We start from the raw sequence: 14,116 nt of genomic DNA on the forward strand, positions 1-14,116 counted from the left end.
TCGATAAAATGAGATTTTTACCATACACAAATAGCGAGATAAAATAAAAAAACATCACTTCCAAATAAGTGATGTTTTTTGTAGTTAATGCAGTGGTAACATAACTTCAACCGTCGTTCCAACCCCAACTTCACTTTCAAAACTTATTTTACCGTTGTGGTCTTTAATAATTTTTTCTGTAACTACTAAACCTAGACCAGTTCCTGTTTCTTTCGTTGTATAAAAGGCTTCATTTAATTTTGGAATTTTATCTTTCGGAATGCCGCATCCCTCATCTTTCACTTGAACGATGATTCCATCTTTTACAGTAACTTTAATCGTAATTGTTCCGCCAACTGACATTGCTTCAATTGCATTTTTGATTAAATTAAAAAAGACCTGTTTTAATCGTTTTTCATCACATGTAATTGATGGTAAGTCTTTACTGTAAATACCTTGTATGTAAACTCCTTGTTTTAAAGCTGGCTTTTCCATAACTCGAATAACATAAGAAATAATTTCTTGTATGTTATGAGTTTCTGATTCTAGTGATTTAGATTTCTCAAATCCACTAAGTTCTGTAGCAATTATATGAATCCGATCTACTTCTTGTTTCATAATATCACTATAAATTTTATCCTCTGGATGCTTGTCTGCTTGTTTATTCACAAGTTTTTTTAAGTTTGCTAAAGGTCTTCTAATCTTATAACCAATAACCGTTGCCATCTTTCCAACAGCTGCTAGTTTTTCTGTCTGTTTTATTTCTTTGTCCATCATCTCAAGCGTACGAACGTAAGACTGAACCCTTAAAAATATAATCCAACATATGATAGTAAATACGCTATATAATGCCATTGGGATTAAAACGAGAGAAGATTGAATAATGATTCCTGTAAGAGCATACTTTCCGATAAGTATCGCTGGAACTAACCAGAAATATCTTTTATTCACAAAGATTGGTGCAAACAAAATAAAAAATCCTTCTACTATATTTCCACCGTCAAATTCTGCATCGCTACCATAATAAATCATAATGTTATGGATACAATCTAATACATTATAGCCAATTAGAATAATATACTTTACCGCAAAAGCATTCTTCCATTTCATAAAGTATATTCCAATGCAAAACAATACCACCATCAAAAAGTAAAGCCATAAACCTAAACCATCTTCAAACTCTCCTACACCTTCTTGCTCTCCACCGATTAATGGTACGATAAATTCATAGGCAAGATCATATACAAAAAATATAATAAAAAATAAACTTAAAAATGCTTTCAGCGCCTTTATTTCTTCATTTTTAAATATATAGCCTTTATTCATATGGTAACTCCTAGCTTTTCTTCCACTTGGATTTCAGTATTTCCACACTTCCTTGGGAGAATGATGTCTATTCTCGTTCCAGTATCTTTTTCACTTGAAATATGCAACTCACCAAGGTGCTCGGCGACAATTCGATTCGCTACCGTCAGTCCCAGACCAATTTTATCTTGTTTCGTTGTATAAAAGGCCTCTGTAACACGGGGTAAGTTTTCTTGCTTAATACCATGACCATTATCGATCACACTGATCATTACATATTCTTTCCCTTTATTTTCTAATTGTAAATGTAATATACCACCTTGTCCCATTGCCTCTAAAGCATTTTTTATCGTATATAAAAAGACTCCTCTTATTTTTCGTTCATCACATTCAACTTCTATTGTTTTTTCTTCCACATTAGAAATAAACTGAATGTTTAATTCATCTATTTTTTCAAGAAGACTTGTTATTACTTGTAATACAATTTTTCCTACATCATGTTTCTTATAAATAGAAGGTTTGCATGTAGCAACTTCCATTAACTCACTTATCATATTATTCATATTTTCTATTTCAAAAATCATACGTTTATAAATAGGATCCTCTTCATGCTTCTCTCGTTGTAATTGCGTAAATCCTTTTAATGAAGCAAGTGGATTTTTAATTTCATGTCCAACCGTCGCTGCCATTTTTCCGATTACTGCTAATTTCTGTGATTCACTAGCAATCGCAATACTTTCCTTTACAGCTGAAAGATATTGTAAAAATCGGTTTAAAATGATATATGCAGCTATTAACATAAGTGTATACATAATAAGGAACATAAATGCTTTTACTTCCTCTAATACAAATAAATAAATTAAATATTTTCCTACAATAGAGGAAAGTAAAAACACATAGAATTTTTTATTTAAAAATATAGGTACAAAGAAAATGAGAATAATTTCTATTATATTTGTCGCATCAAACGCCGCCTTATTATAAAAAACATACGAAAATATATTAGCGAGTTCTATCCCTATGTATGCAAATATCCATGCATATTTAACAAGGTTTGCCTTCTCTTTTTTCATTAAATATATATTCACGCACAGTATTGCTACTCCGCAAATAACTTGCCATATTATGCTGTATCCCTTATCCATTATTGATTTATCTTCTAATACGATTGCATAGAAAATTTGATATACAATAACAATGACATATAACACCCATAAAAGGATTTTTGCATTTCTTTCTTCTTTATATGATAGAAAACTTTCTTTCACTTCAACACCCCTTCAAAATAATATCTCGAAGAATACCATTTATTATAATAAATGATTTTCATAGACAAACAAAGATAAATCGAACATTTGAGGAAAATCATGCCAACTATGCAATATCTTCATGCTATATACAAGCATAAAAAACATAAACAATAATACGTATATTATGGGAGGTGTTTTTTATGGATGGCAAAAAAAATAAAAAGACCGAACAACTCCAATCTTTCATGCGTGAAAATGAAGGAAAGGAGATGACAACAAATACAGGTATTAAAATTTCAAACGATGAAAACTCTTTAACTGCCAGTGATCGTTTCCGAACGATTAGGCATAGTGCAGGGAACGCCAAATGGACAGTGGGAAGTAAATGATACTTTCTTAACAGGCTCACCACTCTTTTATGATGGATTACTTCTTATCGGCGGAAAGATGGATGATCATTTTCTTAACAACGCAAGTTCATTTGTCGTAGAATCATATAATCACTTTAAGCCGATTGGCTCCTTCCAAAACGGCTCTTCTATTATTCAATCTTTAAATATCGAAGGAAAGCCTGGTGTTTTAATAGAACAAGACTCTACGCGACTAGCAAATAAATTTATTAAAGCTATGACAAAACAACGCTTTTGGGATCGAGTATATTCATAGAATAGGGGGACATTTATGTTTGTTACTGTCGAGAAAGATGTGCATATTTTTGTGCAAGACGTTAATCCTGGTCCAGGTAGTAAGACTGTTTTCTTCGTTCACGGATGGCCTTTAAATCATCAAATGTACCAATATCAACTCAATGTTTTACCTGAGCATGGCTTTCGCTGTATCGCCATGGATATACGAGGGAATGGGCAATCTGATAAGCCATGGACTGGTTACACGTATGATCGATTAGCCGATGATATCGCAATTGTTCTGGAAGCACTTCAAGTAGAGAACGCTACATTAGTCGGTTTCTCAGTTGGTGGTGCTCTTTCTATTCGCTATATGTCTCGCTATAATGGACGCCGCATTTCTAAGCTCGCATTAATTGACGCTGTCTCCCCCTCTTTCGTTAAAAATCAAGAGTCCCCTTACGGTGTACCGAAAGAACAAGCAGATGCTCTCATTAATCAAATGTATGCTAATTTACCAAAATTTTTAAATGATGTATCTTTATCCTTTTTTAATAGAAACTTAGAGGCTGCAACCCTTGAATGGTTTTCTTATCTCGGTATGCAGTCCGCTTCTTATGCCCTTATAAAAATTTTACAAGCAGCTGCAAATGAAGATGTAACGAAAGATTTAAATAAAATTAACGTCCCAACAAAAATCTTCCACGGCGTTCACGACCAACTAATTCCTTACAAAAGTGCTGAGCTTACGCAACAACGAATTAAAAATTCTCAGTTACATGCTCTTACAAATAGTGGTCATGGTTCACCAATCGATCAAGCGGATGAATTAAATAAAGAACTGATAAAATTTTTACATGCATAACAACTGCAATACAAGAACGAAAGTTAATACAATCGATTTTTCACAAAATATAAAATTCACATATTTCTCACAAATACACAAATAAAACGATTACATTTTCATATATACTAAATGTACAGGTAATACTCCCTAAACCCAGCTTGTCTGGTTACCCCGTTAAATACTATGAAAAAAGAACTTGTATCGTTATACAAGTTCTTTTTGTTTCTTTTATTTAAAGAGGATATCTTTACTATATTGATTTCCGACGAGTAAATCATATTGGAGCATTTTATATTGCTCTAACATTTCTTTTTGTTTCTTTGTTAAATCATTGATTACTTCTCCATTTTTATCAACTTTTAATTCATCTCTAAGCACTGGTATTTCCTTGTAAAATTCCGATAAAAATTGATAAAATAAGGATTTATTTAATCCTGCATAATCAAAAATAAGATTAGAAAAATGAATTGGGCTTACTAAACCTAAATTATCATTTGGCATATCAAAGTTTGCATACATTAATAACGGCGTTTGCGCCATCGCTAAACGTTCATTCGGTGTTTTTTCATTCGTTATATACCCATTTTCTTTATAAAAAGATTTATTTGTTCCTAATGATGGAAGATGATCTCCAAAGAATACTAATAATGTAGGTCTATCTAAATTATCTAGTTGCTCTATTAAATATTGAAGAGCCTCATCTGAACGTCTTAATCCTTCTGTATACGTCTCTAATTCTCCCTTTGAATCTTCATTTTCTAGACCGCTAATTTCTATTAGGTTTTCACCAAATCGGCCCTCTGTAAATGGAAAATGATTTTGCATCGTAACTGCATGAATAAATGTAGGTTGTTTTTGTTCCTCTAACTCAGCAATTATCTCTTTACTCATCGCTAAATCACTAATATAATCTCCATCAATATCCACATTTTCCATCGTGTCCTCTGCATTAAACTTATCAAATCCTAACACCTTATATACATCGTCACGTTTAAAGAATGTGCGACCAAATGAATGAATTGCACTTGTATAATAACCTTCTTTTTTCAACGCCGTAGGGATTGATGGAATTTCTTTCTTATTTGTAATAACCTGCTGATATGGTATAGAACCTGGCTTTAACAAACTCATTGAATAACTTGTTAATGCCTCAAATTCAACGTTCGCCGTATTTCCCCCAAATGTAGGAGAAATAGTTTGTCCACCAGGAAAGTTTTCTATATAATGATGTAAATTTGGTACAGGATCTTCACTAAAAGAAAGGTTAGTTACTTTCGTCGGATCCCAAAACGATTCACTCATTACAAAAATAATATTCGGTTTCTCTTTTTTCTTTTGGCTCCCTATATTTCCACTATATTGTTTTTTTATATCGTTTGCTATTTGAAGCATATTTTCTTTAGAATAATTTTTTGGTTTTTCCATAACTGTTGTATCTAAATTGCTAATAAACCCAAGTACAAAACCATTTGAAGCATAGTTCTCATTTTGATTCCACAAAACAAAATCTACACCTGATTTTTGAAATACTTTATTCATAAATGTATTCGCAAAATTACCATACGTATATAGAACAAAAATAGACCCTACTACTAATAAGGCTCTTATTCCTAGATGAATCTTTACATTTTGAATATACCTTCTCATATATATCCCTGCTACAATACAAGCTACGATACTTAAGATAATGACAAAAATATAACTCCAACTAAAATAGTCCATCACCATCGGTATAACAGATTGCATATGCGTAATTTGTGTAAAATCAGAAGGATATAACGGATCACCTCTGAAAATAAGCTTCAAATAATTCACAATACATAAAATGACTAACGTACAGCTCGTTAAAACCATACTTAGAAAAACCTTACCTATTAAATTATATACAAGAATATATATTGCATAAATTACTACAAAACTTAATATAAACTGCATATTATAAAAGTAAATCCAATTCATTGCCTCTATGAAACTCATATTAACTTGCATGACAATATAAAATAACGCTACTGTATGAGCTAGCAAAAATAATATAAAATGCACTCGTAGGGATGCTCTAAGTATAGACATCTCTTTTTTATTGAAATGCGTAATATAAAACGTTATGCCCCATACGAAAATCATCATAACACTTAAAACAAGCTTTTGATTTAAATGATCTTTCATCATGTCTAAATTGAAAACCTTTAAAATCATAAACAGTATAGTTATTACTAATAAAGTCACCATACTACTTATAATGCTAGAAATTAATATATTTCTTTTTGGAAGATGAAAAAGTGTAGAACCATACTTCAATTCATTCCCTCTTTTCTATGTATTAATTTCACCTCGCATCGAAAAAACTATTTGTATTAAAATAACATATATCCTATATTTCGTCTGCAAACTTGCTTCTACTATAAATATATTTCCTTAATACTTCCTTAATCAATAGTTAAATTGTGGCATACAAATTACTCATTCTTGAAAAGCTTAATTTTAGCACTCCACTTTATGATATAATAACTATTTTTTAGAAATCCTTAATGCTATTAAAGATTCCACATGAAAATACGAAAGAATTAATAAACAAGCGTTGTACGTTTTTAACAACTATTACTATAACGAAAAGAGAAGATGGTTAGCATGTGTATTATATAAAAGGAAGCAGCCATATTTTCCATACGATACATACGAGTACTGTAACTACAAAATCAAAAAAATCTAATCTCGGGCCTTTTTTCATATTCATATGTAGCCACATATGAAACCATTTTATTTTTGTATATTTATGGATGTTTTTCTTTGCAAATCGGTAAATAAGCATTTGCATAATAAAAAATCCGGCCACAAAAATAAATAATAAGATGAGAAATCCAATCACAAAATTCCTCCTATTTTTGTAGCGTTTTTTCTACTATCCGATTTTTCAAAACCCACTCTTCAAACTGGGCACTTCCAAATTCCCAGCTAAGATCGCGAGCATGTACAGAAAAAACGTAATAACCGGCATATTCATCCATAAACCTACCTAACTCTACATCGTCTTTCTGAATACCGTATACTCCAAAATTAAAATACACATCCCATACGTCTTCATTCTTTCTCTTATAAGCAATCGATTCCATATCACATTCTGTCCCGAAATAATCAAGATGTAAATGTACGCTATCATCGTATTCGTACTCCATTTTATCACCCCTTATATTTGTACTTCTTTACCACCAAAAAAATTCCTGCTATCTACACTCACATATGGGCGATTACCTACATATCATGCTTGTAGAGTGACTTCTAGGAGGTGTTATATAGTGAAAAAATTAATCGCGATTTTTTGCATCATGTTACTAGCTGTTTTTACTTTTGCTGCTTGTAGTAGTAAAAAAGAAGGTACGAAAGAACAAACTCAAAACATTCGCGTCGGCGAAGTTACCCATTCTCTCTTCTATGCCCCATTATATGTTGGGATTGAAAAAGGATTTTTTAAAGATGAAGGACTAAATATTGACCTACAAACAACAGCTGGTGGCGATAAAACGATGACCGCCCTATTATCTGGCGGAATTGATATTGCTCTCGTCGGTTCTGAAACGTCTATTTACGTTCATCAACAAGGAGCGAAAGACCCTGTCATTAACTTTGCACAGCTTACACAAACAGATGGGACATTTTTAGTTTCACGTAAAAAACTAGACTCTTTTAATTGGAATGACGTAAAAGGTGTTACATTTTTAGGACAGCGTAAAGGCGGCATGCCGCAAATGGTTGGGGAATACGTTTTAAAGAAAAATGGCATTGATCCTCGTAAAGATACGAACTTAATTCAAAATATCGAATTTGCTAATATTGCAAATGCCTTTGCATCTGGTACAGGAGAGTTTGTCCAGCTCTTTGAACCGACTGCAAGCATATTCGAAAAAGAAGGTAAAGGTTATATCGTCGCTTCATTCGGAAATGAATCTGGTACTGTTCCTTATACAACATTCATGGCAAAAGAAAGTTTCTTAAAGAAAGATAAAGCTGCTGCTGAAAAGTTCACACGTGCGCTCTATAAAGCACAGCAATGGGTTGATACACATAGTCCAGAAGAGATTGCTGATGCTGTTTCCCCGCTATTTAAAGACACTTCAAAAGACATTACAGCAAAAGTAATTGAACGGTATAAAAAGCAACATTCTTATGCGACAAATCCACTACTAGATGCGGAAGAATGGAAACAGCTCCAAACGATTATGAAAGACGCTGGTGAATTACAAAAAGAAGTCCCACATGAAGCGCTCGTCAATACAAAAATTGCCGAAAGCGTTATTAAGAAATAGAGGCGAAGTGTATGAGTTTTTTACAAATACGTAACGTTTCTCACTGCTTTTTTGCAAAAGAGAATGCCAAACTTATTCTTGAAGATATGAGCTTACAAGTGGAAGAAGGCGAATTTATTTCTATACTCGGCCCAAGTGGTTGCGGTAAAACAACGCTCCTCTCAATCATTGCTGGGTTACTTGATCCAATTGATGGTATTGTCTTTTTAGATGGTGAACCAATTACAACGAAAACATCATCTATGGGATATATGTTGCAGCAAGATTACTTATTCCCGTGGAAAACGATTGAAGAAAATATTATGCTTGGACTTCATATTCGAAGGATTTATGATGAACAAATGAAAGAACATACTTTAAATCTTTTAAAGCAAGTCGGTCTACATGGGGTAGAAAGACAATATCCTCGTGAACTATCCGGCGGTATGCGTCAACGTGCTGCTCTCGTTCGAACGTTAGCAACTGATCCGAAAATTTTATTACTAGATGAACCATTCTCCGCACTCGATTATCAAACGAAATTAAAACTAGAAGAACTCGTTTTCAACTTACTAAATAAATATAAGAAAACATCACTACTTGTTACTCACGATATTGAAGAGGCGATTGCGATGAGTGATCGTATTTATTTACTTCAAGCGAATCCTGGAAAAATCGCGAAAACCTTTATCGTCCCGGAAAGTATCCGTTCTTTATCACCGTTAGAAGCACGCCATCACTACGATTTCCCAGCCCTCTTTCAAGATATATGGAAGGAGCTGGAACGACTTGGATAATATAAAACAACTACATGAACAATTTCGAAAGAAAGAACGCAGGCGTGCTTGGATTGCTCGCTCACTACAGCTTTTACTACTTATTCTTTTCTTTGCACTATGGGAAATAGCTAGCAAAAAAGAATGGATTGATCCTTTACTCTTTAGCTCTCCTTCGAGTATTTGGGATCTCTTCTTAACGAAATGGATCGACGGTTCACTTTGGGTCCACATATGGACGACATTGCTGGAAACAGGAGTAGGCTTCATTCTCGGAACGGTACTCGGTGCTATTATTGCCACGTTTCTTTGGTGGATGCCACTTCTAGCCCGCGTACTTGATCCTTACCTCGTCGTCCTAAATGCAATGCCAAAAGTTGCACTCGGTCCAATCATCATCGTTATTTTCGGTCCAAACATTTCATCTTCTATCGCAATGGGAGTAATCATTTCCATCATCATTACCATTCTCGTTATTTACAGTGCATTTCAAGAAGTCGATTCTAACTATATAAAAGTGATGGATACATTTGGCGCAAATAAATGGCAATGTTATAAGCAAGTCGTTCTCCCTGCATCCTTTCCAGCAATTATCTCAACGTTAAAAGTAAATGTTGGTTTATCCTGGGTTGGTGTTATTTTCGGAGAACTTCTCGTTTCCAAACAAGGACTTGGCTACTTAATTAGCTACGGATTCCAAGTCTTTAACTTCACACTCGTCTTACTTAGCGTACTACTCACATGTGTTCTTGCAACTCTTATGTATGTATTTGTTGAGGCATTTGAAAAAATTCTAATTGGAAAAAGAAAAAGAAGCTGACTCAAAACAGTGCGCTATAGTCAGCTTCTTTCTTTTACCTTTTATCACACATTTTCGTTTCATTTGTAATGTTTCCATCCGCAACCGTAACTGTATGGAAACAGTCTTTCACACGTACTGTAACGACATTATCTTTTCGATCTATCACATGATAATCATTAAACTTTTCATTCAAAGCACTACGAATTTGCTCCCCTTCAAAAATCGGAAAACCGTGAGACATTACCCAAATGAGACCAGCAACAGCAAGAATCGTTTTCATACGTTTCATTACCTCCTCGAGAGTAAACTTATAGTCCCTACAACACGCGCATTATAATTGTGTCTAAATTGTGACATTTTTATACTAATTCTCTTTTGTGCCTCCAGTTCCTTCTTCTTTTTGATAAAAATACAGAATTTTCAATTTTATCAACATAAGAAAAAACGCAAAGAATTAAAAATTCTTCACGCTTTTCTTTAACGAAACTATATCGAAAGCATAACTCACATTAGTCTCCACTTTGTTGTTCTATCGTTTTCGAAACATCATATAATCCTGACAGCACTTCCGCTCTCATTTTTACAAGCTCAGGGAACTGATAGAAGAAAGCAATTTTCTTATATTTTAACTCTGTTCCTTCTTTCACTTTTTTTGAATCTTGTAAAATGAACGCCGTAAATGTATCTGCGATATCTTCCGTTACATTTGTTGTTCCATATAGCGATACAAAATCATCATGCTTTTCTTTATAAAATTCAATTTGTGCCTCTTCACTTTCTTCTACTTTCTTTTCTGTCCACTCTTGCTCAATTGGTTTCCAAAATTCATTATAAAATTGGTTAATATACGAACTTTTTCTCACACATCCATTTTTCACGAACACCGTTTTACATTTATTTCGATATGATGAAATGTCTTTCTCTTCATCAAACGCCTCTAAATACTTTCTATCCACTGGTACTTGTTTATGTCCAATCGTTAATAGGTGAGCCGTTTCATGAATTAATGTTTTCATCACTTCATCTATATTCACCCCAGAATCAAGCACGTCTAAACTAAGCACCCAATCTCTCGGGTCATCTATACTTGGCATGACATGGGCAACAACGCCATCATAACCATCCGTTATTAGACCAAATCCTGTTATATTCTCACGATATTTCACTGGGACGAGAGTGCGATACATGTCCCATAAAGTTTCATGATACTCTCTATCTTGTCGCTGACTTAACAAATCATCTTTTGCTACTTCGTCATCTGCAAAAACTTTATTCAATCTCTTACGATCCAATCTCTCAAAATAAGGATCTACAATTTCATCATCATCGATATAATAAGAAGCTAAAAAGAAGTAATTGTCATCCTCTTCTTTTTTCTGTTCCGCCTCTTTCATATTCATACTTTCATACTCTTCTATGTCATAATCCTCTACTTTTTCAAGTTCTGAAAGTTCCTCTATCTTTTTATATACTTTTTGTAATGTTTTATCTCCTATTTGCGTGCACTCTTCTTCTGTTTTACAAATTTCTTTTTCTTCCGTAACCTCGATAGCACTATCGCATCCTGCAACTAAACTGCTTGCTATAATACAACACACTAACTTGCCATACAATTTCTTCATACAATCCCCCATTATTCCATTCTACAAAATATCATAATCATTTTTTTACGAATATGCGATAATTAATTATAAAAACTGCAAGGAGGCTTCTCATGATTCGTGCAATCTTATTCGACTTAGATGGAACACTATTAGATCGACGCCAATCTTTAGAACAATTTATTTGTGAGCAATATAATCGCTTCTCCTCACATTTGATGAGTATAGAGAAATCAGAGTATTGTTCTCGATTTCTTGAACTCGATAATAATGGCTATACGTGGAAGGATAAAGTATATGCTACTCTCCTTTCCGAATACAACATTACTACTTTAACGCAAGAGCAACTACTACACGACTATATTACAAACTTCCAACATCATTGTATTCCTTTCAAAAACACGCATGAACTACTTCAACAGTTAAAACAGCGAAACATTAAAATTGGTATTATTACAAATGGTTTTACTAAATTTCAGATGAGCAACCTTCGAGCACTACATATACATACGTATACAAACACCATTCTCGTTTCAGAAGCTGAAGGAATTAAAAAACCTCATCCTGAAATTTTCGAACGTGCTTTGCAAAGACTAGATGTGAAGGCAGAAGAATGTCTTTATATTGGAGATCATCCAGAAAACGATGTGCTTGGTTCTGAACAAGTAGGGATTCTTGGTGTTTGGAAAAAAGATTCGTTTTGGGGTGATTTTAAGCATTCACGTATCGTAGATGATTTGTTGGAGGTGCTTTCGTTTTTAGAGGTGGAGGTGGAGATAAAAATACAATAATAGTAATTAAATTATATCAACAATTTTCACAATATATTGATTTACCGACAAAAAATAATAAGAGGAGGCAGTTGTTCAAAAATGCCTCCTCTTATTATTCATATACTGTAAACTGCGGTTTACTCGGATGATCTTTTACTAGCGCATCATCTGGAAACTTTGAAACTTTTTGATATAAGACAATGTCGCCGATACACCCTGCTGTTAGTAGAATTCCTAAAAATGAGAGTGGCTCCAGATTCATAGCTAATCCCAATACAATTGGCAAAATTCCAGTTGGTAAAAACGGAAGCATTAACACTTTCTTCATTTGCTTTACTGTAACCGCCTGTTTAGAATGAGCATATGCAACACCTAATTTCCAATTAACGCCCCATTTTAGTTCACTCCACGGAACACCTCCGATATAGCGAAAGCCAATTAAATGTATCGCTTCATGAATACAAACGAGAACCATCATTGCGATAATAAAAAGAAACATCGTTAATAATGTAACTTCGACTTGAACCCCACCTGAAAGAAATATATGCAAATAACCAATTCCAAACGACAAGGCAATTATTATAAAAAATAAAGAAAAGTTTAATTTAACCATCGAAACAGTAACAGTCGTTTCTTTTCTTTTATCCATCTTCCCCCTCCTAAAATGTAAATATATCTTTACAAAATTGTATAATATCCCCAAAATAATGTAAAGATATGTTTACATTTATTCTTACATACAAAAAAAAGAAACCGGCTACTTTACTTCGTAAAACAGCCGATTTCTTCTATATGTTTCATCGTACGCGCTAATACGTCATCGCGCATTATAAAGCTAAATTTTCTATTCGTTTTAATGTTGTCAGGAATGTCTTTTAATAAAACAGACCCTTTCGTTTCTTCGTAATGCGTATGTTCTTCTACCGCACTAATTGTTGCAAAATAAATGTTTTTAATGATTATTTTGTCTTTTCCAGATACTTTGTATTGTCCTAAGTAAGTTAAATCAGAAACTATGCCGCCGGTTTCTTCATGAACCTCTCGAACTGCCGCTTCTTCCGGTGTTTCCCCTAGTTCTACTTTACCACCTGGAAATTCAAGACCGCGACGTAAATGATGCGTTAATAACCATTGATCCCCGTACCGACATACAACCCAAACATGCTTTGGCTCAGGAGAAAATGGATAACGTTCAAACGATAATTGTACAGTGTTGTGGTAATAATCTTTAAATTTGTACATGCCATTACTCCCCTATTGATGGTTACAAGTTTTTCCTACCACAAATTGTAGCATATTCTCGCTTTTCTGCATAATATTATCCAATTACAATCCATTGATTATTCCCATTTGTGCGACTAATTCTTTCGTCTCATGATTTCCTAAATCGTAAATCATTTTATATGCTTTTTGTAGTTGTTCATCATATCGGTCATTATTTGAATCGTGATGATACTCAACAAATGGAACGTGGGAGCGTACAAATGACCCTAAATCTTCTACATATGCTTGATCAAAGTGCTCTCTTAATTCCGTAATTTCCTCATCATTTGCGGAAATCTCAAAATTATACGTATCCGCCGTCTTCACTTGTGAAATTTGACCGTTTCCTATTGATATATAATATGTTTTTTTCGTCTCCATGTAACACCCTTCTTTCATCCTTTTATTTTCTATTGTTTTCATCAATTACAAAATTATGTAAAATAAAGAAAAGGAGGGATTTTATGTTCAAAATATTAATTATCGGTATTATCATCGTCCTAATCATCCTCGTACTCTCCGTCATGACAATTAATAAAGGCTATGCTTATAAACATTCCGTCGATAAACTAGAAGACAATCCTTATACAAAAAAGAATAAGGAGAATTCCTAA

17 protein-coding genes and 1 pseudogene are annotated in these 14,116 nt (G+C 33.6%); 8 read left to right on the forward strand and 10 right to left on the reverse strand.

The features are described 5' to 3' along the window. Positions 1-84 precede the first annotated feature (84 nt). On the reverse strand, positions 85-1,305 hold the full coding sequence (locus AC3WVZ_RS22805) for an ATP-binding protein (protein ID WP_001032628.1): 1,221 nt from the start codon (positions 1,303-1,305) through the stop codon (positions 85-87). Then, the gene (locus AC3WVZ_RS22810; RefSeq protein WP_233935443.1) at positions 1,302-2,552 is read right to left on the reverse strand and encodes an ATP-binding protein; all 1,251 of its coding nucleotides are present in this window, start codon (positions 2,550-2,552) and stop codon (positions 1,302-1,304) included. Before AC3WVZ_RS22810 ends, AC3WVZ_RS22805 begins: the two co-directional genes overlap by 4 nt. A gap of 182 nt (positions 2,553-2,734) precedes the next feature. Here AC3WVZ_RS22810 and AC3WVZ_RS22815 point away from each other — a divergent pair, with 182 nt between their 5' ends. From AC3WVZ_RS22815 to AC3WVZ_RS22825, 3 genes and pseudogenes are all read left to right on the forward strand, one after another. Beyond that, positions 2,735-2,923 (forward strand): hypothetical protein, encoded by a 189-nt coding sequence (locus AC3WVZ_RS22815; RefSeq protein ID WP_000348759.1) that lies wholly within the window; start codon positions 2,735-2,737, stop codon positions 2,921-2,923. Beyond that, positions 2,856-3,200 (forward strand): annotated as a pseudogene (locus tag AC3WVZ_RS22820) (catalase); the annotation flags it as partial. The gene AC3WVZ_RS22815 and the pseudogene AC3WVZ_RS22820, both read left to right, overlap by 68 nt. A 15-nt stretch (positions 3,201-3,215) precedes the next feature. After that, entirely contained in the window at positions 3,216-4,025 is an 810-nt protein-coding gene (locus tag AC3WVZ_RS22825) for an alpha/beta fold hydrolase (protein WP_233935445.1), read from the forward strand. A 210-nt stretch (positions 4,026-4,235) separates the two neighbouring features. Here AC3WVZ_RS22825 and AC3WVZ_RS22830 read toward each other — a convergent pair whose 3' ends face one another. From AC3WVZ_RS22830 to AC3WVZ_RS22840, 3 genes are all read right to left on the reverse strand, one after another. Then, positions 4,236-6,305: an LTA synthase family protein gene (locus tag AC3WVZ_RS22830; RefSeq protein ID WP_233935446.1), complete on the reverse strand. Its 2,070-nt coding sequence runs from the start codon at positions 6,303-6,305 to the stop codon at positions 4,236-4,238. A gap of 337 nt (positions 6,306-6,642) precedes the next feature. Next, a complete protein-coding gene (locus AC3WVZ_RS22835) occupies positions 6,643-6,873 on the reverse strand; it encodes a hypothetical protein (RefSeq protein ID WP_000578982.1) in 231 nt (76 codons plus the stop codon). Positions 6,874-6,883: 10 nt separating this feature from the next. Continuing rightward, a complete protein-coding gene (locus AC3WVZ_RS22840) occupies positions 6,884-7,180 on the reverse strand; it encodes a DUF3986 family protein (protein ID WP_000455580.1) in 297 nt (98 codons plus the stop codon). A 120-nt stretch (positions 7,181-7,300) separates the two neighbouring features. Here AC3WVZ_RS22840 and AC3WVZ_RS22845 point away from each other — a divergent pair, with 120 nt between their 5' ends. The 3 genes from AC3WVZ_RS22845 to AC3WVZ_RS22855 are packed head-to-tail and all read left to right on the forward strand — an operon-like array spanning position 7,301 to position 9,883. Further along, positions 7,301-8,308, forward strand: coding sequence for an ABC transporter substrate-binding protein (locus tag AC3WVZ_RS22845; RefSeq protein ID WP_233935447.1), 1,008 nt, complete (start codon positions 7,301-7,303; stop codon positions 8,306-8,308). An 11-nt stretch (positions 8,309-8,319) separates the two neighbouring features. Continuing rightward, complete coding sequence (locus tag AC3WVZ_RS22850; RefSeq protein ID WP_000009036.1) at positions 8,320-9,084, forward strand: ABC transporter ATP-binding protein; 765 nt, start codon at positions 8,320-8,322, stop codon at positions 9,082-9,084. Further along, positions 9,077-9,883 carry an ABC transporter permease gene (locus AC3WVZ_RS22855; protein ID WP_000368771.1) on the forward strand — a complete coding sequence of 269 codons (807 nt, stop codon included), beginning with the start codon at positions 9,077-9,079 and terminating at the stop codon, positions 9,881-9,883. Before AC3WVZ_RS22850 ends, AC3WVZ_RS22855 begins: the two co-directional genes overlap by 8 nt. Before the next feature lie 34 nt (positions 9,884-9,917). On the opposite strand, the gene AC3WVZ_RS22860 is transcribed toward AC3WVZ_RS22855, so the two are convergent. Continuing rightward, positions 9,918-10,145 (reverse strand): hypothetical protein, encoded by a 228-nt coding sequence (locus tag AC3WVZ_RS22860; protein WP_000849112.1) that lies wholly within the window; start codon positions 10,143-10,145, stop codon positions 9,918-9,920. Between the two features lie 229 nt (positions 10,146-10,374). Next, complete coding sequence (locus tag AC3WVZ_RS22865) at positions 10,375-11,487, reverse strand: recombinase family protein (RefSeq protein WP_233935449.1); 1,113 nt, start codon at positions 11,485-11,487, stop codon at positions 10,375-10,377. Positions 11,488-11,579: 92 nt separating this feature from the next. Here AC3WVZ_RS22865 and AC3WVZ_RS22870 point away from each other — a divergent pair, with 92 nt between their 5' ends. After that, the gene (locus AC3WVZ_RS22870; RefSeq protein WP_233935450.1) at positions 11,580-12,257 is read left to right on the forward strand and encodes an HAD family hydrolase; all 678 of its coding nucleotides are present in this window, start codon (positions 11,580-11,582) and stop codon (positions 12,255-12,257) included. Between the two features lie 94 nt (positions 12,258-12,351). Here AC3WVZ_RS22870 and AC3WVZ_RS22875 read toward each other — a convergent pair whose 3' ends face one another. The 3 genes from AC3WVZ_RS22875 to AC3WVZ_RS22885 all read right to left on the reverse strand — a co-directional run bounded on the left by AC3WVZ_RS22875 (position 12,352) and on the right by AC3WVZ_RS22885 (position 13,883). Continuing rightward, positions 12,352-12,888, reverse strand: a complete 537-nt coding sequence (locus AC3WVZ_RS22875; protein ID WP_000361293.1) for a DUF3267 domain-containing protein — start codon at positions 12,886-12,888, stop codon at positions 12,352-12,354. Positions 12,889-13,001: 113 nt separating this feature from the next. Then, positions 13,002-13,481 (reverse strand): antimutator 8-oxo-(dGTP/GTP)ase, encoded by a 480-nt coding sequence (gene mutTA, locus AC3WVZ_RS22880; protein ID WP_000276385.1) that lies wholly within the window; start codon positions 13,479-13,481, stop codon positions 13,002-13,004. A gap of 84 nt (positions 13,482-13,565) precedes the next feature. Next, positions 13,566-13,883, reverse strand: coding sequence for a hypothetical protein (locus AC3WVZ_RS22885; RefSeq protein ID WP_000448409.1), 318 nt, complete (start codon positions 13,881-13,883; stop codon positions 13,566-13,568). 83 nt (positions 13,884-13,966) lie between these two features. Between AC3WVZ_RS22885 and ytzI the strand changes: the two genes are divergently transcribed. After that, positions 13,967-14,116, forward strand: coding sequence for a YtzI protein (gene ytzI / locus AC3WVZ_RS22890; RefSeq protein WP_000472794.1), 150 nt, complete (start codon positions 13,967-13,969; stop codon positions 14,114-14,116).

The sequence above is a fragment of the Bacillus sp. CPT56D-587-MTF genome, from assembly GCF_058792335.1.